Below are 26,461 nucleotides of genomic sequence, written 5' to 3'. Positions count from 1 at the left end.
GAATTTCAAAATGCCTATGGATGAACCATCCTCATGTTCTCTCTTTAAAGACTCTCCGGCTTGCGGCCCCTGCGGGACCGCAGATATCTGATGTACACCGGATTGCACCCCCAGAGCGCGACTATTTGCAGCCTGGCTCGGAGTGGGTTGTGGGGAAGCTGAATCGACTTGGCCACGTGTCCCAGGCGCAGCCTCGGCAGGCCTGAGAACTCTCACAGTGGCCGGTTGTGATATTTCCCTGAGAATGCGCTTGTAGCTGGCCACCGTTCTCACCGAAACGCCGGCGAGAGTCGCTATCGCAGAACGGACCAGTGCCTTGCCCTGGTCTTGAAGCTGCCTGCAAGCAGCGCGTATTTTGGATTCTGTGGCTTTGTGCCGCAGCTCATTAGTGCGCTGCGCAGCCAGGCTCTGCCGCTCTGTGAGCGACAGGCTGCCATCGAGCTGCATTGCGCCTCGATGGCAACGACGATCACCGGTGTACCGATCCCACGTCCAGCGACCTACGGATTTGACCGTGGAGCGTATCGACGACAGCGGCAGGTTTTCCGAAAAACCCTGTTTGAGAAAGCTGTTGTGGTTGTACGCATACGCATCGAGCGAGCGCATGAACGACTCGAACGACCCCAGCTCACGCTCGCGATTGACGATGCTGTACGCAAAATAGCGCAGTTGCTCGAACAGGATGCAGTGCCGCGAATGGCTGACCTGATCAAGCTTCGGACCTGTGGCCCAGGGTTTGACTGTCAGCTCCACCGCGTTCGCCAGTTCGCCCAGTTCATACACGTGGCTGTGAAATTCGGTCGTCTCCCACCAGGGGTGACCGGGTGTTTTGGCCACCGGGCCACCGTGGTAGTCCATGTCCGCGTCGAGGCGAGCCGCAAACGCGGTATAGATCGCTTTCATGTACTGAATCGGCTTGGCCCGTGCGTTCTCTGTGGTGCACACGGACGGCACGGCATAGAACAACTGGGAATGGCCGCTTTTGCGGTTACGCACCATCAGGTTCGGCGCGGGCAACCCGGCATCGTCCCAGGCCAAGGCGTTGGCATGGTCCAGGTCGAACACCAGCCAGGACACCATGCCGAGGCGATTGACCTGCATATAGGGATAACGCAGCGCGTATTCACGGGGACGAACGCGGGTCGCGGTTTTGTCGTCACTGCACCGCGCCATGTACGGCGCTTCCAGCAATAATCGGTTGAGCGCAGTGCCGTCTTCGAAAACACGCGCCGGAGGCATGTGGGTGCTGGTGGCCAGCGGATCGACCTTGGCCGAGGGTGAGGTCGAGTGGGCAAGACTGATCGCATTGTCGTGGATCATGCTTCACCGCCTTGGCCAGCAGGTTGGCCAACGGCGTGAAAGGGTGTGACACAAGGGGTCAACTGGCGGGGCAGGGTGCTGTCATCAAGGACGCACAGCCGCTGGAGAATTTTTTCCATAAGTCCACCGTTCAGCGGCGAACTGAAGACTTCACTTTTGACGGCTTGAAGATTTCCTGCCTTGTCCGCGCTCGTAGCTTGGGTCTCAATACCTGAGACGGGTTGTGGTGATCCCACCAGACATACACCCAGACGACCATTTTCTGACGGTCAAACCTAGCGAGGTCTGCTTCCTGGAGGCGTACTATTACTTGAAGCGATTGGTCCGCTCTCCAGCCGATTTCTGCTCCAGTAATAAGAGGACGTATTGAGTAGATTCCAGTGATATTGCTCACCGGACCAGCCAGAAGGTGCTGAAGTGCCACCTTATCTTCTGTCGTGCAATTGCAAGGCTTCGGTGAGTGCCAAAAATTTTGATCATTGATCGTGCGCTGTCGGCCCATCTCAGCTTCTCCCTTGCGTGGTATTGCGGGCTGCTGCACGGGCCTCCAGCCAATGATCAATCTCGTGCTCAAGAAAACCGATTACACGTCCGCCTCCGATGCTGATCGGTTGCGGAAAGTCATCTTGTTTGCACAGCCTCCACAAAGATGTCCGGCTGACAGCAATTTTTGAGCAGGTATCTTGGATACGAAGAACTCTCACGGCACACCCCGAAACGTTGTGGAATCGTGGCCATGGTCATTTGATCTGCCGTCTGGAGCACGGACATCATTTGTTCCTTTTTCGATGATTTTTTGTCCGTGCACTGAGAATTTGGCGAACCCTCACCCGGTATATGGCATGCCTACGGTTCGCTATCTCAGGACTGTTGCGATGGCTACTGTGCCGGCGACGCACCGTCCCGATAGCACTTAATATTCGGGTAGGTCGCTGTAGAACGCCGTTCGCACGTTTATGCTGCCGACCTTGGCGGGCCAGGCTCCTCTAATATTCTTAAATCAGAGGGAATATGGCTTCGAGCAACGGGAAGCAGTTGGGTACACGAACAGCAGCTTTGGGTCGAAGCAGCCGCGCGCGCTCAAGGCCTTTTTAAAAGCGCAGCGCCGTGTGCTGGAAGATGCTCGGCGACGCTAGGTTATTCAGGAAAGTAGTGACTCAGTGAGGACATAATTGGTGATAACGTATTTCTTACATTGGTAAGTAACGGCCATAACCGACAATGGTACGCATGCGCCGCCGGGGGACGTGGTGTCAACGAGCTGACGAACAGCCATAATCCTTCACGATTTCTAGCCGATAGCTTCAAGACCAGGCCTCTGGCCATCTTGCAGTGGGAAGTCCTATGCGGCTCAGAAATATAAACCTCGCTCCACGCGCCACCTTGTTTTTTTCGGCCATCATTTTGCTGGTCGTGGTCTTGGGCGTCATCGCCATACTGCAGATGGGCAAGCTTCGCGATACGGAAAAGGATGTCGAACTGAATTGGCTACCCAGTATTCGGCAAACCGCGATGATGAACTCCACCGTCCTTCGCGTCCGGTTGGAGACCCAGCGGGCCGTTGCCGATCCTCAAACCGTTCAGCAGACCATCGTCAAATTTCCTGCCTACCGGAAAGCCATGAAGGATGCGGTCTATAACTATGAGACCCTCATTGCGAGTGACCAGGAGCGACAGTTGTTCTTGGCCGTGAAAAAGTCCTACGACGATTACGCAAGCCAACTGGATCTGCTGGAACCTTTGTTGAAGGCAGGCGACACCGCTTCGATTGTCAAACTCGTCGCTACCGGTATACGTCCCCTCACGAACCAAATGGAAACTCAGGTCGAGGAATTAACACAATTCAATAACAAAGGCGCTGCGCTTGCCGGTGTTCAAGCGACGCAAGTTTATGATTCAGGTCTTTACATCGTCATCGGCCTGATTATCTTCGTCGCGCTCCTGACTCTTTGTTTGGCAACTCTTCTAACCAAAACGATTACGTCGCCCATCGGGAGCGCCCTTAGCGTCGCCGAACGCATTGCCTCAAGCGACCTGACGAAGGAGGTTGAGGTAAGCGGTACCGACGAGGCAGGCAGGCTTTTGAGCGCGTTGGCCACGATGCAGCAGAACCTTCGAAGCACGATCATGCAGATCGCTGACTCCTCATCCCAACTGGCTGCCGCCTCGGAAGAAATGACCGCGGTGACTGAGCAATCCAGCCTTGGCCTAGTGTCGCAGAATGATGAAGTAAATCAGGCTGCAACTGCTGTCACCGAGATGAGCGCTGCAGTGGACGAGGTAGCACGCAATGCCGAATCAGCTTCCGAAGAGTCCAGGAAAGGTCAGGGCTATACGGAGGTTGGTTTGGAGCGTGTATCGCAGACGCTTAAGTCCATCGAAAAGCTGTCGAGCAACGTGCGCGACACCAGCGAGCAGATCACTGGCTTGTCCAATCGTGCACAGAACATTTCCAAAGTGGTTGAGGTGATCAGAGCCATTGCTGAGCAGACCAATCTGCTTGCGCTCAATGCCGCGATCGAGGCCGCTAGGGCGGGTGAACAAGGCCGAGGCTTCGCAGTCGTTGCCGACGAAGTTCGAGCCCTCGCTCACCGCACGCAAGTGTCTACGCAAGAAATTGAGCAGATGATTCAGGCCATTCAGAACGATTCTGACCAGGCCGTGAAGGCGATGGCCACCAGCAGAGAACTGGCTGCAGAATCCCTAAGCGTCGCAGGCGATGCCAGCAGTTCGCTTGACCAGATCGCGACAGCTATTACGGGCATCAACGAGCGTAACATTCTCATCGCCACCGCTTCGGAAGAACAGGCGCACGTCGCCCGGGAAGTCGATCGCAATCTGGTTAGCATTCGCGAGCTGGCCTCCCAAAGTTCTGCAGGTGCAAGCCAGACTGCAAGCGCTTGCAACGAGATGTCGAAGCTTGCGGTTAATCTGAATCAGCTGGTCAATCGTTTCAAGGTTTAAGGTATTCACGTACGTCAGCGGACTCGTCCGATGTCCTTGGATATCGGACCTAGACTGTCTGGCGATATACCGTCCTCCCTGAGCCTGAGCCTGAGCCTGAGCCTGAGCCTGAGCCTGCAGGGATTGCACAGTCTATTGGCTATTGGGTTGATCGGCTGTTTGTGTTTTGTGGGGTGGGTGACGTTGCGGGCCCGTGAAGATGTCCCGTAGGATCATTGATCTGAATTGTCTTCCCATGCTGCCATCCATCCGCACCTGGATCTGCTTTGGGGATCTGAATATCGGCTCGTTGAGCTTTGATTGCCGACTTGACGATTCCCAAGCGTTGGTTGCGTTGTTGCTGCATTGCGGGATCAGCCTGGCCGTCAGCTGTGATCCCCATCATCAGTTGTGGAACACCTAGGGGAAGTGTTTTGTCTTGATCGGTGTGCCAGGTGTGCCACGTCTTGCCATAGGTATGAGCCAGTCGCTCCACCCGGTCAGCAATACACGTCGTGGGCTCGCTGGTAATGACGGCTGCCGGGCTTCTGTCCTATCAAATAATCAGCACGCGCTGAGGAGAGGAATATGAAAGGTTTTCTGGTGACTTTCTTTACTCAACAGAATCGTCGCTATCAGGGAAAGATGCTCGGCGACTGGGTCGTTGATTTGGCGAAAGAAATGGGACTGCGGGGTGCGACCCTGTCCACAGGTATCGAAGGCTTTGGGCATACCGGCCGGCTGCATTCCTCGCATTTTTTTGAACTGGCGGATCAGCCTACCGAAATTCGTATGGCCATTACCGAGGACGAATCTGAACAGTTATTCAAGCGATTGGAGCTTGAACATATCTCGTTGTTTTACATAAAAACCCCAGTCGAGCTGGGCTTCGTCGGAACAGAGGTCACCTAGTTTGGCCCTCTTTCATAAGCGGTGACTCGAAGACGCCTTCGCTTGCCTCGTAATCCGAAACACGATTTTACATTTTGGACAGACCTAGCTAAGCTCGGCGCATTGGAGATGGCATTCCTCCATTAACCAACCGCTGCGCCCGTAGCAGCTGATGATGCCTACAGAAACCTGATCAATCAGGTCTGTAGGCGTTCGCGCTCAGATTCCCTTTTTGGTCAGGCCCACTTACTTTTTTGTGGCTGGCCAAATGTCTAAATTTCGACGACCTGAACAACTCGACTTACTGCCCTATATAGCGAAATGGCTTGCGCTTGCAGGTCTTGTAGCTCTTTTGGCAGGCTCTGCTTCTGCGTTATTCCTCCTTTCCTTGGATCATGCCACCCAGTGGCGAGAAACCCATCCTTTGGTGATCTGGCTCCTGCCAGTGGCTGGCTTTGCTGTGGGACTTGCATATCACTTGATAGGCAAACCCGTTGATGCCGGAAACAACCTGATCATCGATGAAATCCATGATCCTAAGAAGATCGTGCCTTTGCGCATGGTGCCGATGGTGCTGATTGGAACCGTGGTTTCCCACCTTTTTGGTGCATCTGTGGGACGTGAGGGGACGGCGGTGCAAATGGGCGGTGCCCTTGCCGATCAACTGACGCATGTCTTCCGTCTGCGCCGCGAAGACCGTCGGGTGATTCTCATGGCCGGTATCAGTGCTGGCTTTGCGTCCGTCTTCGGCACCCCTCTTGCCGGGGCTTTATTCGGACTTGAAGTATTGGCCATTGGACGTATGCGTTACGACGCGCTTTTCCCTTGCGTGGTTGCGGCAATCGTTGCTGACCAGGTGGGGCAAGCCTGGGGCGTGGTTCACACGCATTACGTCATTGGCGAAGTGGTTCCGGTGCAGCTGTGGAGCGTCATGGCTGTGGTGGCAGCTGGGATTATCTTTGGCCTTACCGGCCTGCTATTCGCGACTGCAACCCACAAGCTCGGAGCCTTCGTTAAGCGGCTTATCACCTATTCACCATTAAGACCCTTCGCCGGCGGCCTGCTGATCGCAGTCTCAGTGTGGGCGCTCAGTAGTAACCATTACATCGACGTTGATAAGTACATCGGGCTAGGCATTCCGAGCATCGTCCAATCCTTTCAAATGCCAATGGCCCCTTGGGATTGGCTTGGAAAGATGGTGTTCACCGTTGTCTCCTTGGGCACTGGATTCAAAGGCGGTGAAGTGACACCGCTGTTTTACATCGGTGCCACCTTGGGGAATGCGCTGGCTCCCGTCTTGCACCTTCCCTTCGGCATGCTGGCTGGTATCGGCTTTGTCGCCGTCTTTGCCGGTGCAGCTAATACGCCACTGGCAACCATCGTTATGGCCATGGAGCTCTTCGGGCCCGAAATTGCTCCGCTTGCAGCCATTGCCTGTATCGCAAGTTACCTCGTATCCGGACACACCGGGATCTATCACGCCCAGCGCGTCGGCCACAGCAAGCATCACCGTCCTCTTCCGGAGGAAATCCGGCTCTCTGATATCAAGCAATTTCATGCTCAAAGTGAATCCGCCAGCGAGCGGAAAGTGACTCTTGCGGGGGAAGAGAAATGATTGAACATCACCAAGATCGCCTGACAGCTTTGCAACTCTATTTTCCTGGCGCTAGCCGGGCTCGCGTGACCAGCTTCTGGCACCACCTAAGCGCACTTGCACTAGCCCAGCACCTCCTTAAAGTTGCTCAAAAAGCAAAAATTGAGCAGGTCATGCTCAAGACGATTTCTGCAGGTTATTTGCCAGGCTATCGCATCTCCCATCATCACCCGGAGCTTGGCGATATGCGTCATCCCCAGTGTCTGGAATTGCTAGATACAGAGGACAAGCTGCGCGCATTCCTGCGCGACCACGCTGACGAGTTACGCAAAGTGCGAGCAGTTCTTCTCTTATGTGAGTTACCGCTCACTGACGCGTCGTAATTCAGTTTGAAAACAGCTCGGAAATGAAGAGGTAAGGCCGACCGAAGCGTCGGTCACTCGCGACATTAGAGGATGTAGCTATGAACGGCTTTCAACTGACGTTTTTCACCGAACAGAGTACCAACTACCAGCACCTTCCACTGGGAGAGTGGTTGGTCGAGTTCGCCAAGCGAGAGGGCGCGTTGGGTGCGACGTTGGTGAGCGGTACAGAGGGGCTAGATCATTTGGGGCATTTGCATACGGCGCATTTCCTCGGCGGTGCCGACCATCCCGTCACGGTGACTATATCCACTGATGAAATTGGGTGCGACAGGTTGCTGGAGGCATTGGCCAAGGAGTCGTTTTCACTGAGCTATATCAAATTGCCCATCGAATACGGTCGAGTGGGCCAGGCGAAAAACTAAAAAACGCACCTTGTTGGACAACCAATAAAAAGGATAAACGCCATGTACCGAGTTTATAACCTACGTCCACAGCCAGCCCCCGCTAACTGGGCTCATGACAACAGGCAGCTCCTCGTAGGACTGGTTTTTTGGTCGCTTTTTCTGGCGGGCATCGCAGACAATCAAAAGATTTCGAGCGAGGGGTGGTACGTCGTCACCCCGCTCGAAGGCGCATTAGTCACGATGCGTATGCCCAGTGAAAAGTCCTGCAAGGCCGACGTAGCCCAGACCTGCGTACCGGGCTACGAGCTGAGAGCACAGCAACATTGAGCGCGATGGCGGTTGGCAATCCAAAGATGAGATCGCGAAATGGAGCTCACCGACGTCGGCTCATCAAAATCATTTTAGAGAATTGGGAGACCACATGAGCGCAGTGACGCTGAGCATCGTATTCGGGCTTGTGATGGGCAGGTTTTTCACAGGATCCGTCTATGAGTTCGCCGCGCTTTTCATCGTAAGCGTTGGAGTGTCCTTGCTGACCTTTCATCTGCTAAATCAAAGGCGCGTCAGGCTACAAGCCCAGACGGCGTATTGCTGCTCTGTAATGGTTGCTTCAAACCAAATGATGGAGCTTTTCCAGATGGCAAAAAGAGGGCAGTTCATGCCCTTGGTGGGAGAGATTCCTGAACTAATTATTGGAGGCTTCTTGGTTCCCGCAATTGCGGTGTCGGCAGTGCAGCTGTTCAGGATACTCATGGAGAGCTGACGTCCGACATAGAGGCCTCTCAACGGATTCAAATGGTTAATGACGCTCCCGAATCGTTACTTGGAGAAGATCAATGAAAACGCAAATCCAGGCCATTCATGCACGTGAAATTCTCGATTCACGCGGTAACCCTACCGTTGAAGTCGACGTCACCTTGGAGTGCGGCGCCATGGGCCGGGCTTCAGTACCGTCCGGTGCCTCTACAGGCGCTCACGAAGCAGTTGAGTTGCGTGACAAAGATACACAGCGGTACTCCGGCAAGGGAGTGTTAAAGGCCGTTAGCAATGTGAATACCGAAATACTTGAGTCTCTGAGGGGCATGAATGCGATTGACCAGGAACAAATTGATCATTTTATGATTAAGCTGGATGGAACCTCTGATAAATCCAGGCTTGGAGGAAACGCGATCTTGGGCGTGAGCCTCGCCGTTGCCAGAGCGGCGGCTTCTGCGCTGAACTTGCCCTTGTTCCAATATCTGGGCGGCGAGCAAGCAGCAAGAATGCCCGTCCCGATGTTCAATATTCTCAATGGAGGTGTCCACGCCAACTGGCAAGGCCCTGACTTTCAGGAATTCATGATTGCACCTACAGGGGCTGGCAGTTTCAAGGAAGCCTTGCGATGGGGCGCCGAGGTGTACCACGAGCTGAAAGCGGTGCTTAAGGACGTCGGCTATTCAACTGCGGTCGGAGATGAGGGCGGCTTTGCGCCGGCACTCAAGAAAAACTCAGACGCCATTGAGCTGATCATCAAGGCAATCGAAAGGGCTGGTTACGCGCCTGGATCTCAGATCGAGATCGCTATCGATCCAGCATCCAGCGGCTTCTATGAAAACAGGCTTTACCATCTGCGCTCTGAGGGTCGTAAGGTCGATGCTCAAGAGCTGATTAGTCTCTATTCCTCCTGGGTCGACAAGTATCCGATTGCGGTACTGGAAGATGGCCTCGCGGAAGACGATTGGTCAGGTTGGAAGCTATTGAATGCTGCTCTGGGTGACCGGATCGAGTTGGTTGGAGATGACCTATTTGTCACCAATGTCGAACGGATTCAGCGAGGCATCACAGAAAACGTCGCCAATGCCGTATTGATCAAACCTAATCAAATCGGAACGCTGACTGAGACCAAAGCCGCCATCGAAATGGCCTATGGGGCAAATTGGGGGGCGATGGTTTCTCATCGTAGCGGGGAGACGGTGGACAGCTCCATCGCTGATCTGACTGTCGCGATGGGGACTGGCCATCTCAAGACAGGAGCTCCATGCCGGGGGGAGCGGGTCGAGAAATACAATCAGTTTCTGCGAATAGAAGAGTATCTTGGCAGCCGTGCGTTTTATGCAGGACATGATGCATTCGTGCGCTGACGGCCTATCGCCGGTAAACCTGTTGGACTGGTGACCGTAAAAAAACGAACCACGTATAGCTGTTGGCAAAAACGTCAGTGGCATTGGCCTTTCCTAGACGCTTGGAGATATGAGCATGAGCTACACGGATATTCCAGCTGGTAACGCGATCCCCGATGACTTCTTCACCGTTATCGAGATTCCTGCAAACCACTCGCCGATCAAGTACGAGGTGGACAAGCCAAGTGGACAGATCTTCGTTGATCGCTTCCTCAGCACGCCGATGTTCTACCCGGCTAACTACGGGTTCATTCCAAATACCTTGAGCGATGACGGCGATCCTTTGGACGTCCTCGTGATTTGCCCTTACCCGGTATCACCTGGCGTTGTCATCCGCAGTCGCCCAGTAGGTGTGATGTACATGACGGACGAAGCTGGTGCGGATGCCAAGGTAATCGCAGTGCCTCATGAAAAACTCAGCTCTATGTACAGCAATGTAAAGGAATGCTCTGACCTCCCTGCGTTACTCCTCGCACAGATTCAGCACTTCTTCGAAAACTACAAAGCGTTAGAGCCGGGTAAGTGGGTGAAAATGGGCCGCTGGGGGAGCGCAGACGAAGCGCGGGAAGATATTCGTAAATCGGTAGCGGCCTATAACCTGAAGAAGGAGGCTTCCAAGTAGTGTTACTCAATCAGAAGAGCGCAGAGCAGGAAATTTCTCTGAAGGCAAGAGAAGACTTTTTGCTGCTGCCGAAAACTGCTGAATTGACGCGCTGGGTAATGGCCCAGTCCACGGGCGAAAGAACATTACCGTATTTCGATCCACTGGATGGCGGCGTCTTCGCAAGGGTATTGATCTTGTTGGAATCGCCCGCTCGAACGGTCAGTCTTCCACGGTATGTCTCAAGAGACAATCCGGGGCCTGCACAACGCAACCTGAAAGGTTTCATTGAGCAGGTTGGACTGGCACGTCACAAAACCGTCCTTTGGAATTTGTACCCTTGGTTACCAGATCTCGATAAGCCCAAGGGTCCGCTCCGCAGAGCGCAAATTGAGGAAGGTATCGAGATGCTGATCACGCTACTGACGCTTTTCCCTGATCTCGTCACTATCGTGTTTGCCGGACGTGTTGCCCAGAAAGCCATACCGCGTGTTCGGCTCGCCTTCCCTAATTTTTCATTGCTGGAAATGCCACACCCAAGTCCCCTTTCTGTTTGCACTCACCCGAATGTTAGGCAGCGCATTTTGTCCACACTGCGTCACGCCAAACAGTCGATCAAGTAGCCAAAGGCTCAGGTTTTGCTCGCCTTGCTCAGCGAGTGGATACACGGCGAGACGAACAAGTTGCCGCGATAGGCACCAGCCAGGGTTTTAGCCGCGACGATCATCCACATGACAGTCAGCATCAACACCAGCACCACGCCAAAGAAGCTAAAGAACGTGAGGTGCAGCATAGAGCCCAATTTGAGGGTTGTTACGGCGTACACTCCCAGCGGAAAGGTGAAGCCCCACCAGCCGAGGTTGAAGGGAATGCCCTCCCTGAAGTAGCGCCCGGTAATTAGCAGCGCCAATACCATCCACCACAATCCCAGCCCCCAGAACAGCACACCACCGATCAAGCCAATGCCCTCGGCTACGCCGCCGATGCTTGCCATTCCATGAGCAGCAAAGATTGCTGGAGCATCGTTGCCCAGCAGCAACATCCCCAAAGCCCCGGTACCGATCGGCCCTAAAGACAGCCAGCTCGATGCTGCCATGCTTTCATGAGGTAGTTTGTGCAGCGCCATGCGCAGTAACAGGATCACCAGTATGCTCAAGGCGACGGGCACCGAGTAGGCCCACAGCACGTAGCTGGTGATGAGCATGGTGAACTGTGCGCTCGCATCAGCGAGGTGCGGAGCCAATAGACCGCCACTGGCGGCAGCCACCTCAGCCGCAACTACTGGCAGCAGCCATACCGCTGTCATCTGATCAATGCTGTGCTGCTGGCGAGTAAACATCATATACGGGATCAGCACCCCGCAGGCCAATGCCATGGTGACATCGATCCACCACAACACTTCGGCTAAAGCGACTACCCCACCCCCCCAGCGTGGCAAACCATAAAGGAGAAAACCGTTGATGATGGTCGCCAATCCCATGGGGATAGTTCCAAAAAACATCGATACAGTGGAGTGGCCGAAGATCTGTTTGGCCTCATCGAAGAACAATACCCAACGGCTCGCGTACATCAGCGTAAACAGGCAAAACAGCACGATATTAAAAAACCACAAGGCTTCCCCTAACGCTTTGGGCCACTGCGCAACAAAGGGCAGTTGGCCCAGAGCCAGCGCCAGAATCCCGGTGCCCATCGTGGCGGCGAACCAGTTGGGTGTGAACTGCCGGATCGCTTCTCGTGGATTGGACAAAGCCGCCAGTGGATGGCTGCCGCCCATTATAGCTGCGAGTCGTGTCTCACTCATTTTCGCGCTCCCGCTTCAGTGTGCCTTCGATATGACATGGTTGAAGTATAGCTTGATGGGAATAGCGGTAAAAACGGATAGTATAGGTTTATATGACCTATTAAGAAGGTAGATTACTTGAAGCTAAGCCTACGCCAGCTACAAATTTTCTGCGCCGTCGCGCAGCACGGTAGCACCACCAGCGCCGCCATTTCGGTGTCACTGTCCCAATCTGCAACCAGCGCCGCACTGAACGAGTTGGAAAGCGCCTTGGATACCAGGCTGTTCGACCGTGTAGGCAAGCGTTTAGTGCTGAACGATAACGGCCATGCCTTACTGCCTCAAGCCAGAAGGATGCTTGAGAATGCACAACAGATAGAGGCCAGTTTCTTACCCGGCCATGCCGGGCTGAAGACACGCTTGCGGGTAGGATGCAGTACCACGATAGGCAATTATGTTCTGCCATTGATTCTCGGTGAGCTACGTCAATCAACACCACATTTGAGGGTCGATGTCGACATGGCCAACAGCATGGCTATCGCAAGAAGAGTCGCTGATTTCGAGATTGATATGGGCCTGATCGAGGGGCCTTGCCACCTGCCCGAACTCAGTGCCGAGCCTTGGCTAATTGATGAGTTGCTTATTGTCGCAGGCCAACGGCACCCCTTGGCACTAAAGCAGCAGGTCACACTTGATGATCTTCGTACCGCTGAATGGCTACTGCGCGAGCCAGGTTCTGGTACCCGTGAAGAAGTCGAACAATTGCTGCTGCGTCATTTGCACGATCTCGCCGAAACGCGCCAGATCGGCAGTTCAGAGGCCATCAAGCATACCCTCGCACAAGGCATCGGCATCAGTTGCCTGTCCCGCTGGGTCGTTCGGGATCTACTGGCCTCTGAAGTCTTGGTTGAACTGCCGCACGCGTTGCCTGCACTGACCCGACGTTTTTTTCTGATCCGCCACCGGGACAAATACATCTCGCCTGGGCTTGAGCGATTCTGGGAAAAATGCAGTCAATTCGTGAGCCAGGAATAGCTGGACCTATTTATAAAACAGGTAAGAGCTACCAAAACAAGTTGTTTCCGGAATTTATCAACGACGCATAAAGTCAACTCATTGCCCTGCAGCGATGAACGAGTTGTATATGCCAAGGCGCGACTGGGTGCCTTGCTTACCCTATGAGGAAATTCTGATGAATGTGATAAAGAAAACCGTCACAGCCCTGACGTTGGGTGTTGCGTTGGCCGCATCGATGAGCGCGTGGGCCGCGCAAGATCGCTGGACGTTTGACGGCGATATTCACAACAACTCGCTGGCCGTCAGCCCTGATGAAACGACGGCGGTGGTCTCTTACAGTCAGCGTCCAGATGTAGTGGTTTATGATTTGAAAACCGGTAAGGTTCGCCAGGTTCTCACCGGCTACGTCACGCCGCGAAATATTGTGTTTTCGCCAACTGGCGATGTGTTCTACCTCTCCGACAGCAGTTTGGGGGTCGTGCGCAAGATTGACACCAAGACTTTAAAAGTGATCGCAAATATTCCGTTGGGCGCAGGTGCTTTTGGTACCACACTCAGCAAGGACGGAAGCCTGCTCTACGTCAACAATGAAGCGGCCAGCACGCTGTCGGTCATTGACCTTGATCACCAGCGGCCAGTAGCTGTGGTACCTGGCTTCTCCCAACCGCGCCAGGGCATCCGAGTAAGTCCTGACGGCAAAACCGTCTATGTCACCAACTTTCTTGGGGACAAAATTACCTTGGTCGACAGCAAGACCAATACGATTGAAGGTGAGATCACTGGCTTCAACAAGTTGCGCGCCATCTCCATATCGGCGGACGGCAATACGCTGTACGCGGCTAACAGCGGCAGTAACAGCATCGCAGTTGTCGACACTCAAAAACGCGCCATCACAACCACCGTCATGGTTGGCAAAGACCCCTACGGCGCAGCCCTCACTCCAGACGGGCTGCACGTCTACTCGGGTAACCTCGGTGACAACAGCCTTTCAGTGATCGACACCAAAACGCTGAAAGTGACCACCACTGTGACCGGTTTGAAGGCACCCCGCCAGGCCATTGTCTTCACCAAAGACAAGTCGAAGGCGTATGTCCTCAATGAGGACTTGAGTATCTCCACAGTCGATCTCGCCAGCAACAAGGTGGTGTCGACGCTCAAGGCCGACTGATTGAACAGCGCAGGCCTTCATGGGGGCCTGCTGATACTCCACGACCAAGTGAATAATAATGAGTGAAAATGATGAGTCCTGGATGATGGATCGCCGTCGCTCATTGAGATGAGCCAGTGATGCGTGACCGTGAGCGTCGCTTTGCTCAATTGAGGAAGGCATAGGGTCCGGGGGGGGGGGAGCCCAGCATTCCAGCAAAAAATGATATCGGGACGTTTTTTCTACGGAATTGAATTAACCTGTTTGTGGCTCGTCTACTGTCTGATCGCTTGCCGTTTCAAAAGCAGGTGGGTCTTTTAAAAATTAAAAATGACCAAAGGAAATACATATGTTCAAAAAGATGATTCTCACCGTCGCTGTTGCCGCCAGCTGCATGTCGGGTTTGGCGCTCGCCGATGCGCCAGTCAAGCTTGCTGAAACGGACAAGGGAAAAGTACTCGTAGACGTGAAAGGAATGACTCTTTATACCTTCGGTAAGGACACCTCGGGCAAGTCGGTCTGCAATGGGCCATGCGCTTCAAACTGGCCACCTTTACCGGTATCCGCAGACGCGAAAGCGGGTCATGATTACTCTGTCGTCACTCGAGACGATGGCACAAAACAATGGGCATACAAAGGCATGCCACTTTACAGCTGGGTCAAAGATACCAAGCCAGGGGATACAACCGGTGACGGCGTCAACCAGGTCTGGCACGTTGCCAAGCCGTAACGTCAAATAATTAATAGGCTGGCTTACGCCACTGGCTTTGTCAGTGGCGCAAACCAGAAGAATACACACCTGATATTTTCGCCAACATGTAGCCGCCGCGCCTCATAAATCTTTGATGGATCATTTCAACGAAAAATGGGGCCGAGGTACGGTACACCTTGGACGTATTCCCGTAACGCCAGCCTGAGGATTTCGTTTGGCCGGGAGTCTGTGACGATGCGCATGGTGGTTCCATCCAGCCGCTAGTGGACCGATATTCTGAGGCAACGCCAATTAGAACGGTAGGGCATCGTAGATATGCGGGCGAAGGTCTGCTTATGGCCGAAAGCTGCCGTTAATAAGCCGACCAACAGGCGTCGCTTTATTGGTTGGTGCGCATAGCTTACAACTCAAACAAGGGTATGGTTTTGGGCGTATCAAACCGGCCCGCACAGCGCTACTTTCAGCATCTAACAAACGTACGCTGAGGAGTCGAAACAGTGGAGACTGAACGAGGTGTTGAGGAATGGAACGGTCGATGGTCGATCGTTGCCGGACGTGCTGTATGCACTGGCTGCATGGAAAGCCAAGCGCTGGAAGACTGCGAAAGCCCCTTTCTACATGCCGACACCTGTCCAGCCAGCGATGTGGAAGGTCATCATCCAAGGGGCAGCGTTGCACCACATCCTCGGCAGTGCGCGTGGGTGAGCTGCCGCTTAGGCCTCGATCACTTCAATTAATACTTCACTTTATAGGTGGGTGAATCCTCCGGCCGGTTCTCCCGCCGATCGTAGATCTTGGTCGTGCTGATGTTGGCATGACCCAGCCAGGCCTGGACCTTGGCGATATCGGCTTCATGCTCCAAGGCGTTGGTGGCTGCCGTTGCTCGGAGTCCATGAACCCCAAGGCCTTCGACCTCAATCCCAGCCATCTTCGCGTAGGCCGCCACCACGGTGTAGATGCCGTTGGCCGTAATGCCGGCACCGGTCAACTTGCCGCGCAGTGGGATGAAGACCGGCACCTTCCTGTCCGCCAAATGATGCCCTGAGCTCTCCAGGTACTGGTGAATGCGTCCAGCCGCCACCGGGTGCAACGGCAGGTAGCGCACCTTGCCGCCCTTGCCATGCACCTTCAAATGCTGAATTCCGCGGCGATCCTGAATGTCGCTCACCTGCAGCAGCGCCGCTTCTTCGCGGCGCAGCCCGTGATAAAGAAGAACAGCCAATAGCGCCCGGTCGCGTTGCCCTTTGAGGGTCGTTTCATCCGGGGCTTCGAGCAGCGCTTTGGCCTGGTGATCGCCCAATGCCGGAGTCTTGCCTTCGTTGCTTTCGATCTTCGGGCGTTTCACGCCGTGCACGGGATTGCCCCCGGCGATCGCATTGCTCTCCAGGAGGTGATCAAAGAGGCTGGCCAGCGCCGCCAATTTGCGCCGGATTGTGGCGCCCGCCAGACCGCGATGCTCGAGCTGAGCGCGCCAAGCCAAAACATGTGATCGGGTGACGACGCGAAATTCATCGGCCGAAGCCAATCCGACAAAACCGCAGAAGTCTTCCAGGTCATTTTGGTAGGCACGTCGTGTCCGAGGATTGTCCAGGTTGGCAAACCACTCGACCGCGGCCGGAACTTGGGCCAGCGTCTGAAATTCGACCGACGTGAGCCGACGCTGATCATTCTGATGGGCACTGGTCAGTTCCTGCATATATTTCTCATCATTGGCTCACCGGCGATCGTTGGCCACGTCTTTGGTCACGAAAGCAACGTCAAGTATGGAAGCCGCCTTCGAAACCGATAAACGGCAATAATTGGTGATAACCCATTTTATCGGCAGTTATCTAGAGCAGTACAGGTTCGCTAAGGTAGTGGTTACCGGTATCTGAAAGAGCTGCTTCTGGCCGCTTTTGTTAAAAAGTCGGCTTTCTCAATTTCAAGAATCTGATAAGTGAAGGACCCAGTTTTGCTTGCTGTTACGTGAAATCTGGGGCCGAATGACCTATGCGATGTTTAAAGATTTCAATCTCATGCGGGTAATCTCCGCTTTGAGAACTGGTTTTGGTGATACACAAATTGCCCTTTTGAGCGGGCCCTCAGGTTGCGCGAGCCATGAGTTCGGATCTGCGCCTGAACGCTATCGCTCACGCATGAGCTATGGTTGGTTCAAATAGGTGAGCTGCCAAGATCTGCAAGTGGGTCTCAGACCGGACGAAGGCCCTTCACTCGCAGGGTGGAGGTAGAGTCTCCTTTGGAATGAAATTGGGTAGCTCCGCAAGCAGCTTTAACGAGTCACTTACGCTTGTCTTGAGCGAAATTTCATAGTGTTCGCACTCCTCATAAGCGTCATCCGCGGTGCCATAGGTATGGACAACAGCATGTTGGGTAATTTTGCGTAATGATCGAAGTGCAGTGTTCGCATGTGTGAACGAGCGTGCCGAAGGTGTTCCCGAAAACTCAAAAATGGCTGCCAAACAGATCACAGCGTCAGATGGCACCGGAAGCCGCCTGTTTTTGCTTTCCGATCCACCATTTGCTACCTGTACGTTGGACCAGCCCATCGAGTGGCATAGGCGGACGAACTCCAGCGATGTCCACCGTTCAGCAGCCTGAGACCGACGGCCACGACTTCGCGCACTGGAAGCGCCATTGGCAGCTTTTTGGATGGCTTCCAACTCTTGGATTTGGAGCCGCTCCATGATCGATAAGTGCGGTGAAGGGGTTAAGCAATGCTGCCGAAGGGTCTCCTCAGTCTCACCGCTTTGGCGATTAGTGATATGTATTAACGCCTCAATTCCATCTGGATCCAGCGTTTGTAGTGCGATCTGAAGGTCTGAGCATGCACGTGCAATATTTTGAAGCGCAGGACCTCTAGCTTGCTTCAACTTCTCATGTTCTTTTAGTCGGGTGTAGTCGGCCGCAAGTTGTAATATTTGCATGCAGAATGGCTGGAGTTGGCAAATGGTGGGCAATCCGGCTTCACGACGTTTGTAGGCGATCCCGGCCACGATATTGATCAACTTAGCCTCTTGCTTGCTCAAGCTGCTGGCAAAACCCTCGGGTAGATATCGCGGCTCGTTCATTCCTTACTCCAGGCGTCAAGGTGATCTGCCCAATCCTGCATCATCGAGCGTCGTTCGTCGAAGTATGTCGCATGGTTATAGGCTCGACGAACGTTGTTCTGGTCAGCGTGAGCAAGTTGAGCTTCGATGGCATCGGGTCTGTATCCGAGCTCATTTAGCCGAGTACTGCCAGTCGTCCGCGTACCATGGGGGCTGTATTTGCCGCTCCACCCTAACACCTTCAAAGCCTGACGCATCGATGCGACGGCCATTGGCATTTGCCGATTATCTCGGCCGGGGAATAAATGCGTCCGGTTGCCAGTGATGCCGTTAAGTACGTTGAGCATTTGGATTGCTTGGTGGGGCAGGGGAACAATGTGTTCCTTTCGTGCTTTCATTCTCCGTGAAGGTACTCGCCAAATCGCTGCTTCAAGATCAAACTCCTCCCATTCGGCTTCGGCTACCTCGCTGGGCCGCCCTAGCGTCCACCACATCAGTCGGATGCAGTAATTGAGCTGGAAGCTGCAACGGTGGTTGTCAAAATCACGTAATAGCTTGCCGATCTGATCCGTGGTTAGGGCAGTCTTATGCTGTGTTTTGTTGGTGGGTAGTGCTTTACGAACCGGCCAGACTGGATCGCTATCGGCTCGGAGCGTGGCGACGGCATATTCAAATACCGCAGACATGGTGCGACGAGCCTCTGCTGCTACGCTCGGAGCGCCGCGCTTGAATGTTGACTGGAGGATGTTAAGTATCTGAGCTGAGGTAACCTCGCGGACAGGAAGTTTTCCAATGTTGGGAAACACCACTCGCTCCAACATATCGAGGCGTCGATTTTTGGTGATGTCCTCCCAGTCTTTGGTCTGCAACCACTCTTTGGCTATGACATCAAACGTATTGGTCGCTTCGTTTGCTTGCCTAACCCGGTCGAGCTGCCTTTGGCGGGCTGGATTTACGCCCTCCTTGACCAGCTTGCGTGCCGCTTCACTTCGTTCTCTTGCTTCTGACAGCCTCACGGTTGGGTAATCGCCTAGTCCGATCATGCTGGACTTGCCATTCAGCGCAAAGCGATACCGCCATGCTTTCACGCCTGTAGGTTTGACCTCAAGGTACAGACCACGTTGGTCATTGAGCCGATATAGCTTTTCCCTCGGCTTGGCGCTGCGGCAGTGGGCATCGGTTAGCAAACTCAGGTCTCCGTGGGCTGAGAACCCACTGTACTCACCGCTTTGGTGCTTGGCAAATTCCTGTACTCAGAAACCTACTCACCTTTTGGATGGAACCGGCAGAAACAAAATGGGACGTTCTGAAACAGTAAAACCGCGCAAAGGCGCGGTTTTACTGGGGGTCGATCAATTTCTCGGTGTTTCAAAAAACACCCTGAAACTTAATATGCCGATCAGACGTTAAACCGGAAATGCATCACATCACCGTCTTTAACGATGTATTCCTTGCCTTCCAGACGCCACTTGCCGGCTTCCTTGGCGCCTGACTCACCCTTGAACTGGATGAAGTCGTCATACGCCACCACTTCGGCGCGGATGAAGCCTTTTTCGAAGTCGGTGTGGATCACGCCTGCGGCTTGTGGTGCGGTGGCACCGACGCGGACGGTCCAGGCGCGGACTTCTTCGACGCCTGCGGTGAAGTAGGTCTGCAGGTGGAGCATTTCGTAGCCAGCGCGAATCACGCGGTTCAGGCCGGGTTCTTCGAGGCCCAGGGCTTCGAGGAACATGTCCTTCTCTTCGCCGTCATCGAGCTCGGCGATTTCGGCTTCGATCTTGTTGCAGACCGGCACCAGCATTGCGCCTTCTTCTTCGGCGATGGCACGAACCACGTCCAGCAGCGGGTTGTTCTCGAAACCGTCTTCGGCGACGTTGGCGATGTACATGACCGGTTTGGTGGTCAGCAGGTGGAAGCCACGGATGGTGGCTTTCTCGTCGTTGCTCATGCTCTTCATCAGGCTGCGTGCAGGCTTGCCTTCGCTGAAGTGTGCAATCAACTGTTCCAGCAGGCCTTTCTGGACCACTGCTTCCTTGTCGCCGCCCTTGGCGTTGCGGGTGACCTTTTGCAGTTGCTTCTCGCAGCTGTCGAGGTCGGCGAAGATCAGTTCCAGATCGATGATCTCGATGTCGCGCTTGGGGTCGACGCTGTTGGAAACGTGAATCACGTTCTCGTCTTCAAAGCAGCGCACCACGTGGGCGATGGCGTCGGTCTCGCGGATGTTGGCGAGAAACTTGTTGCCCAGGCCTTCGCCCTTCGAAGCCCCTGCCACGAGGCCGGCGATGTCGACGAACTCCATGGTGGTCGGCAGGATGCGTTTCGGATTGACGATGGCTGCCAGGGCCGCCAGGCGCGGATCGGGCATCGGCACGATACCGCTGTTCGGTTCGATGGTGCAGAAGGGGAAGTTCTCGGCCGCGATACCAGATTTGGTCAGGGCGTTGAACAGGGTGGACTTGCCGACGTTAGGCAGGCCGACGATGCCGCAATTGAATCCCATGGTGTTTCCCCTCGAGTGATGTCAGGCCTTCTGGCTGTGCAGGTTTTTCATCGCCCGGTTCCATTCACCGGCGAAGATATCCGGCAGCACGCCGAGGGCAAAGTCGATACTGGCGTCCAGTTTTTCCTGTTCGGCGCGTGGCGCTCGACCCAGGACAAAGCCGGATACCTTGCTGGCATCGCCCGGGTGGCCAATGCCAAGCCGCAAGCGATGAAATGTGTTCTGGTTGCCGAGCTGCGCAATGATGTCGCGCAGCCCGTTATGACCGCCATGGCCGCCGCCCACTTTGAGTTTGGCAACGCCCGGAGGCAGGTCAAGTTCGTCATGCGCCACCAGAATCGACTCGACCGGAATGCGATAAAAGCCGGCGAGTGCCGCGACAGCCTGGCCGCTGCGGTTCATGTACGTGGTGGGAATCAGCAGACGAACATCCTGACCCTGGTGCGTGAAGCGCCCGGTCAGGCCAAAGAATTTGCGCTCGGGAACGAGGTTGACTCGTTGCGCCGCAGCAATACGCTCAACAAAAAAAGCCCCTGCGTTATGCCGGGTCTGTTCGTATTCGGCGCCTGGATTTCCCAGGCCCACGATCAGTTGTATGGCGGTCACGACAGGGGCTCTTCCTTTGGAGTTGAGGGTTGAACCGCTGACGACAGCGGCAATGTGGACGAAAACTGCTCATTTACCATGATGTAAACTCAGCGATCTCGCCCGCTTTGCCTGCTATCGCTCGCGATGTTCCCTGAGCAACTCCGACGTTACCAAGTAATGAATTACTCGGCAGCGCCTTCTTCAGCTTCACCTTCTTCTTCGTCTTTGACGATACGCGGTGCGTGGACGTTGGCGATTGCCAGGTCAGTACCGTGTGCCAAAGCGACGAACTCAACGCCTTTAGGGGCTTTCAGTTCGGACAGGTGAACGTTGTCACCTACTTCCAGCGCGCCCAGATCAACTTCGATGAACTCAGGCAGGTCTTTCGGCAGGCAGGTCACTTCCAGTTCAGTGGTAGTGTGCGAGATCTCGCCGCCTTTCTTGACCGGAGCTTCTTCGTTCAGGAAGTGGATCGGCACGATTGCGGTCAGTTTCTGGCCGGCAATAACGCGCACGAAGTCAGCGTGCATCACGTGGCCTTTGGCCGGGTGACGTTGCAGCGCCTTGATGATGACGTTTTGCTTCTTGCCACCAACGTTCAGCTCGATGATGTGGCTGTAGGCCGCATCGTTTTCCAGCAGTTTGGCAACTTCTTTGGCCAGCATGCTGATGGACTCGGGGGCTTTGTCGCCACCGTAGACGACAGCTGGAACCAGGCTAGCGAGACGACGCAGGCGGCGGCTCGCACCTTTCCCCAGGTCGGAACGCTGTTCTGCATTCAGGGTAAATTCGTTCATGTTGTATCTCCAAATTAACCACATCCACCGTTGCGTTTGCGACCAGCGCTCGGATGGTATGGGCAAAAAAGCCCCGCCCTGACCGGATGTCAGGGCGGGGCGCTTTTCGTCTGCGTGATGTCAGTTAACGGAACATCGCGCTGATCGATTCTTCGTTGCTGATGCGGCGAACCGCTTCGGCGACTACCGGGGCAATATCCAGTTGACGGATACGGCCACAGGCTTGAGCAGCGGCGGACAGCGGGATGGTGTTGGTCACCACCAGTTCGTCCAGCACGGAATTTTCAATGTTTTCGATCGCCCGACCCGACAGCACAGGGTGTGTGCAGTAGGCGAAGACCTTGGCAGCACCATGCTCTTTCAGGGCCTTGGCCGCGTGGCACAGCGTGCCGGCGGTATCGACCATGTCATCGACCAGAATGCAGGTACGCCCTTCGACATCACCAATGATATGCATCACTTCGGAGTGATTGGCTTTCTCACGGCGTTTGTCGATGATACCGAGATCGACACCCAGGGATTTGGCGACAGCACGTGCACGCACGACACCGCCGATATCCGGGGAAACGATCATCAGGTTTTCAAAGCGCTGATCTTCGATGTCATCCACCAGAACGGGGGAGCCGTAGATGTTATCTACCGGAATGTCGAAGAAGCCCTGAATCTGGTCAGCATGAAGATCAACCGTGAGCACACGGTCGATTCCCACTACGGTCAGCATATCAGCGACAACTTTCGCGCTGATGGCCACACGTGCGGAGCGCGGACGGCGATCCTGGCGGGCATAACCAAAGTAGGGAATCACAGCAGTGATTCGGGACGCTGAGGAGCGACGGAAGGCATCAGCCATCACGACGAGTTCCATCAGGTTGTCGTTCGTGGGTGCGCAGGTCGGCTGAATGATAAAGACGTCTTTACCGCGGACGTTTTCATTAATCTCAGTGCTGATTTCGCCGTCGGAGAATTTTCCAACAGAAACATCACCCAGTGGGATATGCAGCTGACGTACTACACGCCGAGCGAGATCGGGGTTGGCATTCCCCGTAAAGACCATCATCTTGGACACGCGCAGTACCTAGAGGCTGAGGGTAACCTGGATGAGTATAGAAAATGGCAGGGGCGGCTGGATTCGAACCAACGCATGGCAGGATCAAAACCTGCTGCCTTACCGCTTGGCGACGCCCCTGTATTGAATCAATCGAGTGCCTGGCACTCAATTCCTGCTACAGAATTTGCAGCTTGCGATGCAACATCGAGATGTTGCTTCCTTTCGCTACGAACCCCGTAAGGGTCTCTGTAAGAAGGGCCGAGACTTTATCAGCTTCAGCTTTGTTTGGGAAGGCCCCAAACACACAACTTCCAGTTCCGGTTAATTTTGCTTCGGTAAATTTACCTAACAAATTCAAAGCGTTACGTACTTCTGGGTAACGCCTCTCTACAACCGCCTTACAGTCATTTCGACTGTTTCCCTTGGGAACGGGGCGCACTTTAATGGGCGGCGTGTCGCGTGTCAACAACGGATCTGAAAAAATTTCTGCTGTACTTACAGATACTTGCGGAACGAGCACCAAATACCACGGTTCTTCCGGGTCAACCGGGGTGAGAATTTCGCCGACGCCCTCAGCAAAAGCGGCATGTCCACGCACGAAAACCGGTACATCGGCGCCCAGCGTCAGCCCCAGTTGCGCCAGACGATCCTCATCCCAGCCGAGCTGCCATAAATGATTCAGGGCGAGCAGGGTGGTCGCTGCGTCCGAGCTGCCGCCGCCGATACCGCCACCCATGGGCAGGCGTTTTTCCAGCCAGATGTCCATGCCCAGTGTGCAGCCGGACTGTTTTTGCAGGGCTCGGGCGGCTTTGACGATCAGGTTGCTGTCGTGCGGGACGCCGGGAACATCGGTCTGCAGGCAAATCTCGCCATCTTCGCGAACGCTAAAACCCAGTTCGTCGCCGTAATCGAGAAACTGAAACAGGGTCTGCAGTTCGTGATAACCGTCAGGACGACGTCCCAGAATGTGCAGCATGAGGTTGAGTTTTGCCGGGGCAGGCAAAACCAGCTGTGGCGTGCTCATGGTCATTGCCCCAGTTTGCGAGGCTGCCAGTCCTTGATGACCAGCGTGACATCAAGGTCCTGTCCGTGCAGCTTGACGCGCTCCGGCAGCCAATAGCCGTTCTGCTCGACGTAGCTGAGGTATTCCACCTGCCAGCCATCCTGTTCAAGGCTGGCCAGCCGGCTGTCGCCATCGAGTGTCAGGTTGCTTTTGCTATCCGGTGCGGGCAGACCGCGTACCCACCATACAAGGTGAGACACGGGCAGTTTCCAGCCCAGTTGATCCTGCAGCAGTGATTCTGGCGAGGTGGCTTCGTAACGGCCCTGATTGGCGACTTCGAGCACCACGGCGCCGGGCCTGCCGGTCAGGCGCGCTGCGCCACGACCGAGCGGGCCGGACAGGCGGATATCGTAGTAATCCTGGCGCTGCAGCCAGAACAGGGTGCCGCTGCCGGAGTCTTTCGGCGCGCGGATACCGACCTTGCCGTTGATCTGCCAGCCATCGAGGCTGCTCAGTTGTTGTTTGTGCTCGCGCCATTGCGCGGGGTCACCCTTGCCCTGAACGGCTTCGCGGGAGGTGAGGCCGGCGCAGCCGGTGAGCAGGGCGATGAGGCTGAATACTAATACGTGGCGCAAAAACATAACGTCAAAGGGTCTCTGATCCGGTCAGGCGTCGCAGTGTGCTGCGCAGGACGGTGCTGTCGGGTTGTTGTTCCAGGGCCTTGGCCCAGACTTTTTTGGCTTCGCGCTGCTCGCCCTTGGCCCAGAGTACTTCGCCCAGGTGGGCGGCGACTTCGTGGTCGGGGAAGCGCTCGAGTGCCTGACGCAGGTAGCGCTCGGCATCGTCCAGATTGCCCAGGCGGTAGTTCACCCAGCCAAGGCTGTCGAGCACTGCCGGATCGTCAGGGCTGATCTTGTGGGCTTTTTCGATCAGTTCGCGGGCTTCGGTATAACGCGTGGTCCGATCGGAAAGCGTGTAGCCCAGCGCATTCAGCGCCATGGCATTTTCCGGTTCGCGCTTGATGATGGTCCGCAGGTCTTTTTCCATCTGCGCCAGATCATTGCGTTTTTCAGCCAGCATGGCGCGGGTGTACAGCAGGTTGGCGTCGTCCGGGTATTGCTTGAGCGCTTGATTCAATACCTGCCAGCCACGATCCAGCTGATCATTGCTGGTCAGTGTTTCGGCTTCGATCAGGTACAACTGCACAGCATAATCGGGCTCTTCGGCGCGGGCTTCGGACAGCCGTTTGGCGGCTTCGGCACCGTTACCGTTGCTGACCAGAATATCGGCCTGGCGCAATTGCGCTGCCAGGAAGTCCGGGCCGGGGCCTACCTGAGCGTATTCGTTGAGCGCGCTTTGCGGGTCATCGCGCTCCTCGTGGATGCGGCCCAGATTCAAATGCGCCGAATCGACATGCGCGCCACGGGCGATAAGCTCTTCCAGATAACCCGCTGCTTCGTCCCAAGCCTTGGCTTCAAGGCACACCAAGGCCAGCGAGAAGCGCAGCTCGTCGTCATCCGGATACTGCTGCAAGAGCGCAGAAAACTGCACTTTGGCGTCTTCCATACGGTTCTGCTCGACGAGCATGCGCGCATAGGTCAGGCGCAGGCGTTTGTCGTCGGGGTATTTCTTGATGCTTTTTTCCAGCAGGGGCACCGCTTCCTTGCCTCGGTTCATGCTTTGCAGCAGACGGGCGTGGAGCAGGATCGGCGCGATTTCACCTTCTTTAGGCGGGTTGTCTTCGAGCAGTTTCAACGACTGTTCGGAATCGCCGTTCTGTTGCAGCAACAACGCCTTGCCGAAAATCAGCTGGCCGTTGTTCGGGTATTTGCCCAGCAGCCGGTCAAAGCTCTTGAGCAGACCATTGCGGGTGTCCGGATCTGTTTCGGCCGCCGACAGGGCCAGGAAATCGAAGTGCGTGTCGCCCTGGCCTTGCAGGACCCTCTCCATGTACACGAGGGAGTCATCGTAACGTCCGGCGCGCGCCAGTTGAATGGCGGCGGCTCGTTGCGCTTCAAGATTGCCCGGTGCGTTCCTCGCCCAGATCAGCGCGGTATCCAGCGCCGACTGATCGGCACCCATGTACTCGGCAATCTGATAAGCGCGCTCCGAGACCCCCGGGTCCTGAGTCTTGATCGCCTGGGTCACGTAGTTGTCCAGGGCGATGTCGAAGCGGTTGCGCTGGCCAGCCAGCTCCGCACTCAACAGGCTGACCAGGGTGTCCTGAGTGAACGAGCCATAGACCTGCGGCTTGGCTTCAGGCGCGGGCGGGGCGTCCTTTTGAGCTGGCACAGGCTGTGACGAGGCGGGGGTCATGGACTGACAGCCGCCTAGAAAGGCAAGAGCAAGGAACAACGCGGAGGATCTATTCATATATAAGAAGGGCGGCTTACCTGCGGTGGGAGCATCATGACACAAGGCTGTTGGCAAAACCCACAGCCGTCGGAAAAACTGATGCAATGCGTGTGTTTGCAGTGTCGCGGACCGAAAAGCACGGTCTGCGACGAGCGATTGTAGTGGGACAATAATATGTGGTGGTTGTTCT

At 55.1% G+C, this 26,461-nt stretch carries 26 protein-coding genes, 1 tRNA gene, 2 pseudogenes and 1 riboswitch; of the genes and pseudogenes, 14 read left to right on the top strand and 15 right to left on the bottom strand.

The window, feature by feature from the left end; all coding sequences use genetic code 11:
- Positions 1-21: 21 nt before the first annotated feature.
- Both JOE34_RS01485 and JOE34_RS01480 read right to left on the bottom strand, forming a co-directional pair.
- A pseudogene (locus JOE34_RS01485) lies at positions 22-1,320 on the bottom strand (replication initiation protein); the annotation flags it as partial.
- Between the two features lie 503 nt (positions 1,321-1,823).
- Positions 1,824-2,024, bottom strand: coding sequence for an AlpA family phage regulatory protein (locus JOE34_RS01480; protein WP_192152093.1), 201 nt, complete (start codon positions 2,022-2,024; stop codon positions 1,824-1,826).
- A 640-nt stretch (positions 2,025-2,664) separates the two neighbouring features.
- On the opposite strand from JOE34_RS01480, the gene JOE34_RS01475 reads away from it, so the two are divergent.
- Positions 2,665-4,284: a methyl-accepting chemotaxis protein gene (locus JOE34_RS01475; RefSeq protein WP_056843720.1), complete on the top strand. Its 1,620-nt coding sequence runs from the start codon at positions 2,665-2,667 to the stop codon at positions 4,282-4,284.
- 139 nt (positions 4,285-4,423) lie between these two features.
- Here the strand turns inward: JOE34_RS01475 and JOE34_RS01470 are convergent.
- Positions 4,424-4,759, bottom strand: a pseudogene (locus JOE34_RS01470) (DUF1264 domain-containing protein); the annotation flags it as partial.
- A 92-nt stretch (positions 4,760-4,851) separates the two neighbouring features.
- Here JOE34_RS01470 and JOE34_RS01465 point away from each other — a divergent pair.
- From JOE34_RS01465 to JOE34_RS01425, 9 genes are all read left to right on the top strand, one after another.
- Positions 4,852-5,175, top strand: a complete 324-nt coding sequence (locus JOE34_RS01465; RefSeq protein ID WP_192000392.1) for a DUF190 domain-containing protein — start codon at positions 4,852-4,854, stop codon at positions 5,173-5,175.
- Positions 5,176-5,270: 95 nt separating this feature from the next.
- Positions 5,271-5,343, top strand: a riboswitch (Fluoride riboswitch).
- Positions 5,344-5,422: 79 nt separating this feature from the next.
- A complete protein-coding gene (locus tag JOE34_RS01460) occupies positions 5,423-6,769 on the top strand; it encodes a voltage-gated chloride channel family protein (RefSeq protein WP_192000393.1) in 1,347 nt (448 codons plus the stop codon).
- The gene (locus tag JOE34_RS01455; RefSeq protein WP_056843722.1) at positions 6,766-7,131 is read left to right on the top strand and encodes a hypothetical protein; all 366 of its coding nucleotides are present in this window, start codon (positions 6,766-6,768) and stop codon (positions 7,129-7,131) included. The genes JOE34_RS01460 and JOE34_RS01455 overlap by 4 nt, the downstream gene beginning before the upstream one ends.
- 80 nt (positions 7,132-7,211) lie before the next feature.
- On the top strand, positions 7,212-7,535 hold the full coding sequence (locus JOE34_RS01450; protein ID WP_003425060.1) for a DUF190 domain-containing protein: 324 nt from the start codon (positions 7,212-7,214) through the stop codon (positions 7,533-7,535).
- 42 nt (positions 7,536-7,577) lie between these two features.
- The gene (locus tag JOE34_RS01445) at positions 7,578-7,844 is read left to right on the top strand and encodes a hypothetical protein (RefSeq protein WP_003317536.1); all 267 of its coding nucleotides are present in this window, start codon (positions 7,578-7,580) and stop codon (positions 7,842-7,844) included.
- A 94-nt stretch (positions 7,845-7,938) separates the two neighbouring features.
- Positions 7,939-8,280: a hypothetical protein gene (locus tag JOE34_RS01440; RefSeq protein ID WP_003317535.1), complete on the top strand. Its 342-nt coding sequence runs from the start codon at positions 7,939-7,941 to the stop codon at positions 8,278-8,280.
- Between the two features lie 73 nt (positions 8,281-8,353).
- Positions 8,354-9,637 carry a phosphopyruvate hydratase gene (gene eno, locus JOE34_RS01435; protein WP_056843725.1) on the top strand — a complete coding sequence of 428 codons (1,284 nt, stop codon included), beginning with the start codon at positions 8,354-8,356 and terminating at the stop codon, positions 9,635-9,637.
- Positions 9,638-9,752: 115 nt separating this feature from the next.
- Positions 9,753-10,298, top strand: a complete 546-nt coding sequence (gene ppa / locus JOE34_RS01430) for an inorganic diphosphatase (RefSeq protein ID WP_003317533.1) — start codon at positions 9,753-9,755, stop codon at positions 10,296-10,298.
- The gene (locus JOE34_RS01425; RefSeq protein WP_056843726.1) at positions 10,298-10,900 is read left to right on the top strand and encodes a uracil-DNA glycosylase; all 603 of its coding nucleotides are present in this window, start codon (positions 10,298-10,300) and stop codon (positions 10,898-10,900) included. The genes ppa and JOE34_RS01425 overlap by 1 nt, the downstream gene beginning before the upstream one ends.
- An 8-nt stretch (positions 10,901-10,908) precedes the next feature.
- On the opposite strand, the gene JOE34_RS01420 is transcribed toward JOE34_RS01425, so the two are convergent.
- Complete coding sequence (locus tag JOE34_RS01420) at positions 10,909-12,078, bottom strand: TDT family transporter (RefSeq protein WP_010428856.1); 1,170 nt, start codon at positions 12,076-12,078, stop codon at positions 10,909-10,911.
- Between the two features lie 117 nt (positions 12,079-12,195).
- On the opposite strand from JOE34_RS01420, the gene JOE34_RS01415 reads away from it, so the two are divergent.
- The 4 genes from JOE34_RS01415 (at position 12,196) to JOE34_RS01400 (ending at position 15,638) form a co-directional block, all read left to right on the top strand.
- Positions 12,196-13,092 (top strand): LysR family transcriptional regulator, encoded by an 897-nt coding sequence (locus JOE34_RS01415; RefSeq protein ID WP_056843727.1) that lies wholly within the window; start codon positions 12,196-12,198, stop codon positions 13,090-13,092.
- A gap of 157 nt (positions 13,093-13,249) precedes the next feature.
- Positions 13,250-14,242, top strand: a complete 993-nt coding sequence (locus tag JOE34_RS01410) for a YncE family protein (RefSeq protein ID WP_056843728.1) — start codon at positions 13,250-13,252, stop codon at positions 14,240-14,242.
- A gap of 328 nt (positions 14,243-14,570) precedes the next feature.
- Positions 14,571-14,951, top strand: coding sequence for a hypothetical protein (locus JOE34_RS01405; protein WP_010924793.1), 381 nt, complete (start codon positions 14,571-14,573; stop codon positions 14,949-14,951).
- Between the two features lie 495 nt (positions 14,952-15,446).
- Positions 15,447-15,638, top strand: a complete 192-nt coding sequence (locus tag JOE34_RS01400) for a hypothetical protein (protein ID WP_199868956.1) — start codon at positions 15,447-15,449, stop codon at positions 15,636-15,638.
- A 28-nt stretch (positions 15,639-15,666) separates the two neighbouring features.
- Here JOE34_RS01400 and JOE34_RS01395 read toward each other — a convergent pair whose 3' ends face one another.
- From JOE34_RS01395 to JOE34_RS01345, 11 genes are all read right to left on the bottom strand, one after another.
- Entirely contained in the window at positions 15,667-16,629 is a 963-nt protein-coding gene (locus tag JOE34_RS01395; RefSeq protein WP_056843729.1) for a tyrosine-type recombinase/integrase, read from the bottom strand.
- 511 nt (positions 16,630-17,140) lie between these two features.
- On the bottom strand, positions 17,141-18,001 hold the full coding sequence (locus tag JOE34_RS01390; protein WP_209995012.1) for a hypothetical protein: 861 nt from the start codon (positions 17,999-18,001) through the stop codon (positions 17,141-17,143).
- On the bottom strand, positions 17,998-19,167 hold the full coding sequence (locus tag JOE34_RS01385) for an integrase arm-type DNA-binding domain-containing protein (RefSeq protein ID WP_192152089.1): 1,170 nt from the start codon (positions 19,165-19,167) through the stop codon (positions 17,998-18,000). The genes JOE34_RS01390 and JOE34_RS01385 overlap by 4 nt, the downstream gene beginning before the upstream one ends.
- Before the next feature lie 212 nt (positions 19,168-19,379).
- The gene (ychF, locus tag JOE34_RS01380) at positions 19,380-20,480 is read right to left on the bottom strand and encodes a redox-regulated ATPase YchF (RefSeq protein ID WP_003421685.1); all 1,101 of its coding nucleotides are present in this window, start codon (positions 20,478-20,480) and stop codon (positions 19,380-19,382) included.
- Between the two features lie 21 nt (positions 20,481-20,501).
- Positions 20,502-21,086 (bottom strand): aminoacyl-tRNA hydrolase, encoded by a 585-nt coding sequence (gene pth / locus JOE34_RS01375; protein ID WP_003317127.1) that lies wholly within the window; start codon positions 21,084-21,086, stop codon positions 20,502-20,504.
- Between the two features lie 164 nt (positions 21,087-21,250).
- Positions 21,251-21,865, bottom strand: a complete 615-nt coding sequence (locus JOE34_RS01370) for a 50S ribosomal protein L25/general stress protein Ctc (RefSeq protein WP_003317126.1) — start codon at positions 21,863-21,865, stop codon at positions 21,251-21,253.
- 124 nt (positions 21,866-21,989) lie between these two features.
- A complete protein-coding gene (locus tag JOE34_RS01365) occupies positions 21,990-22,931 on the bottom strand; it encodes a ribose-phosphate pyrophosphokinase (RefSeq protein WP_003317125.1) in 942 nt (313 codons plus the stop codon).
- Positions 22,932-22,976: 45 nt separating this feature from the next.
- Positions 22,977-23,051, bottom strand: a tRNA-Gln gene (locus tag JOE34_RS01360).
- 37 nt (positions 23,052-23,088) lie between these two features.
- Positions 23,089-23,937: a 4-(cytidine 5'-diphospho)-2-C-methyl-D-erythritol kinase gene (gene ispE / locus JOE34_RS01355; RefSeq protein WP_029572612.1), complete on the bottom strand. Its 849-nt coding sequence runs from the start codon at positions 23,935-23,937 to the stop codon at positions 23,089-23,091.
- A 2-nt stretch (positions 23,938-23,939) separates the two neighbouring features.
- Positions 23,940-24,557 (bottom strand): lipoprotein insertase outer membrane protein LolB, encoded by a 618-nt coding sequence (gene lolB / locus JOE34_RS01350; protein WP_003345270.1) that lies wholly within the window; start codon positions 24,555-24,557, stop codon positions 23,940-23,942.
- 4 nt (positions 24,558-24,561) lie between these two features.
- Positions 24,562-26,289, bottom strand: a complete 1,728-nt coding sequence (locus JOE34_RS01345) for a tetratricopeptide repeat protein (RefSeq protein WP_074907579.1) — start codon at positions 26,287-26,289, stop codon at positions 24,562-24,564.
- Between the last annotated feature and the right edge of the window lie 172 nt (positions 26,290-26,461).

It is taken from the genome of Pseudomonas sp. PvP028, from assembly GCF_017832255.1.
GTDB classification, from domain to species: domain Bacteria; phylum Pseudomonadota; class Gammaproteobacteria; order Pseudomonadales; family Pseudomonadaceae; genus Aquipseudomonas; species Aquipseudomonas syringae.
Note: the sequence above shows the minus strand (reverse complement) of the source record. Positions and strands in the feature narration are given on the sequence as shown.

Excerpts from the sequence above, each read along its gene's own strand:
- JOE34_RS01440 (WP_003317535.1), top strand. The coding sequence starts at position 7,939 with ATGAGCGCAGTGACGCTGAGCATCGTATTCGGGCTTGTGATGGGCAGG.
- eno (WP_056843725.1), top strand. The coding sequence starts at position 8,354 with ATGAAAACGCAAATCCAGGCCATTCATGCACGTGAAATTCTCGATTCA.
- JOE34_RS01390 (WP_209995012.1), bottom strand. The coding sequence starts at position 18,001 with ATGAACGAGCCGCGATATCTACCCGAGGGTTTTGCCAGCAGCTTGAGC.
- ppa (WP_003317533.1), top strand. The coding sequence starts at position 9,753 with ATGAGCTACACGGATATTCCAGCTGGTAACGCGATCCCCGATGACTTC.
- JOE34_RS01465 (WP_192000392.1), top strand. The coding sequence starts at position 4,852 with ATGAAAGGTTTTCTGGTGACTTTCTTTACTCAACAGAATCGTCGCTAT.
- JOE34_RS01475 (WP_056843720.1), top strand. The coding sequence starts at position 2,665 with ATGCGGCTCAGAAATATAAACCTCGCTCCACGCGCCACCTTGTTTTTT.
- JOE34_RS01345 (WP_074907579.1), bottom strand. The coding sequence starts at position 26,289 with ATGAATAGATCCTCCGCGTTGTTCCTTGCTCTTGCCTTTCTAGGCGGC.
- JOE34_RS01445 (WP_003317536.1), top strand. The coding sequence starts at position 7,578 with ATGTACCGAGTTTATAACCTACGTCCACAGCCAGCCCCCGCTAACTGG.
- JOE34_RS01450 (WP_003425060.1), top strand. The coding sequence starts at position 7,212 with ATGAACGGCTTTCAACTGACGTTTTTCACCGAACAGAGTACCAACTAC.
- ispE (WP_029572612.1), bottom strand. The coding sequence starts at position 23,937 with ATGAGCACGCCACAGCTGGTTTTGCCTGCCCCGGCAAAACTCAACCTC.
- ychF (WP_003421685.1), bottom strand. The coding sequence starts at position 20,480 with ATGGGATTCAATTGCGGCATCGTCGGCCTGCCTAACGTCGGCAAGTCC.
- JOE34_RS01405 (WP_010924793.1), top strand. The coding sequence starts at position 14,571 with ATGTTCAAAAAGATGATTCTCACCGTCGCTGTTGCCGCCAGCTGCATG.
- JOE34_RS01455 (WP_056843722.1), top strand. The coding sequence starts at position 6,766 with ATGATTGAACATCACCAAGATCGCCTGACAGCTTTGCAACTCTATTTT.
- JOE34_RS01460 (WP_192000393.1), top strand. The coding sequence starts at position 5,423 with ATGTCTAAATTTCGACGACCTGAACAACTCGACTTACTGCCCTATATA.
- JOE34_RS01420 (WP_010428856.1), bottom strand. The coding sequence starts at position 12,078 with ATGAGTGAGACACGACTCGCAGCTATAATGGGCGGCAGCCATCCACTG.
- JOE34_RS01370 (WP_003317126.1), bottom strand. The coding sequence starts at position 21,865 with ATGAACGAATTTACCCTGAATGCAGAACAGCGTTCCGACCTGGGGAAA.
- lolB (WP_003345270.1), bottom strand. The coding sequence starts at position 24,557 with ATGTTTTTGCGCCACGTATTAGTATTCAGCCTCATCGCCCTGCTCACC.
- JOE34_RS01410 (WP_056843728.1), top strand. The coding sequence starts at position 13,250 with ATGAATGTGATAAAGAAAACCGTCACAGCCCTGACGTTGGGTGTTGCG.
- JOE34_RS01395 (WP_056843729.1), bottom strand. The coding sequence starts at position 16,629 with ATGCAGGAACTGACCAGTGCCCATCAGAATGATCAGCGTCGGCTCACG.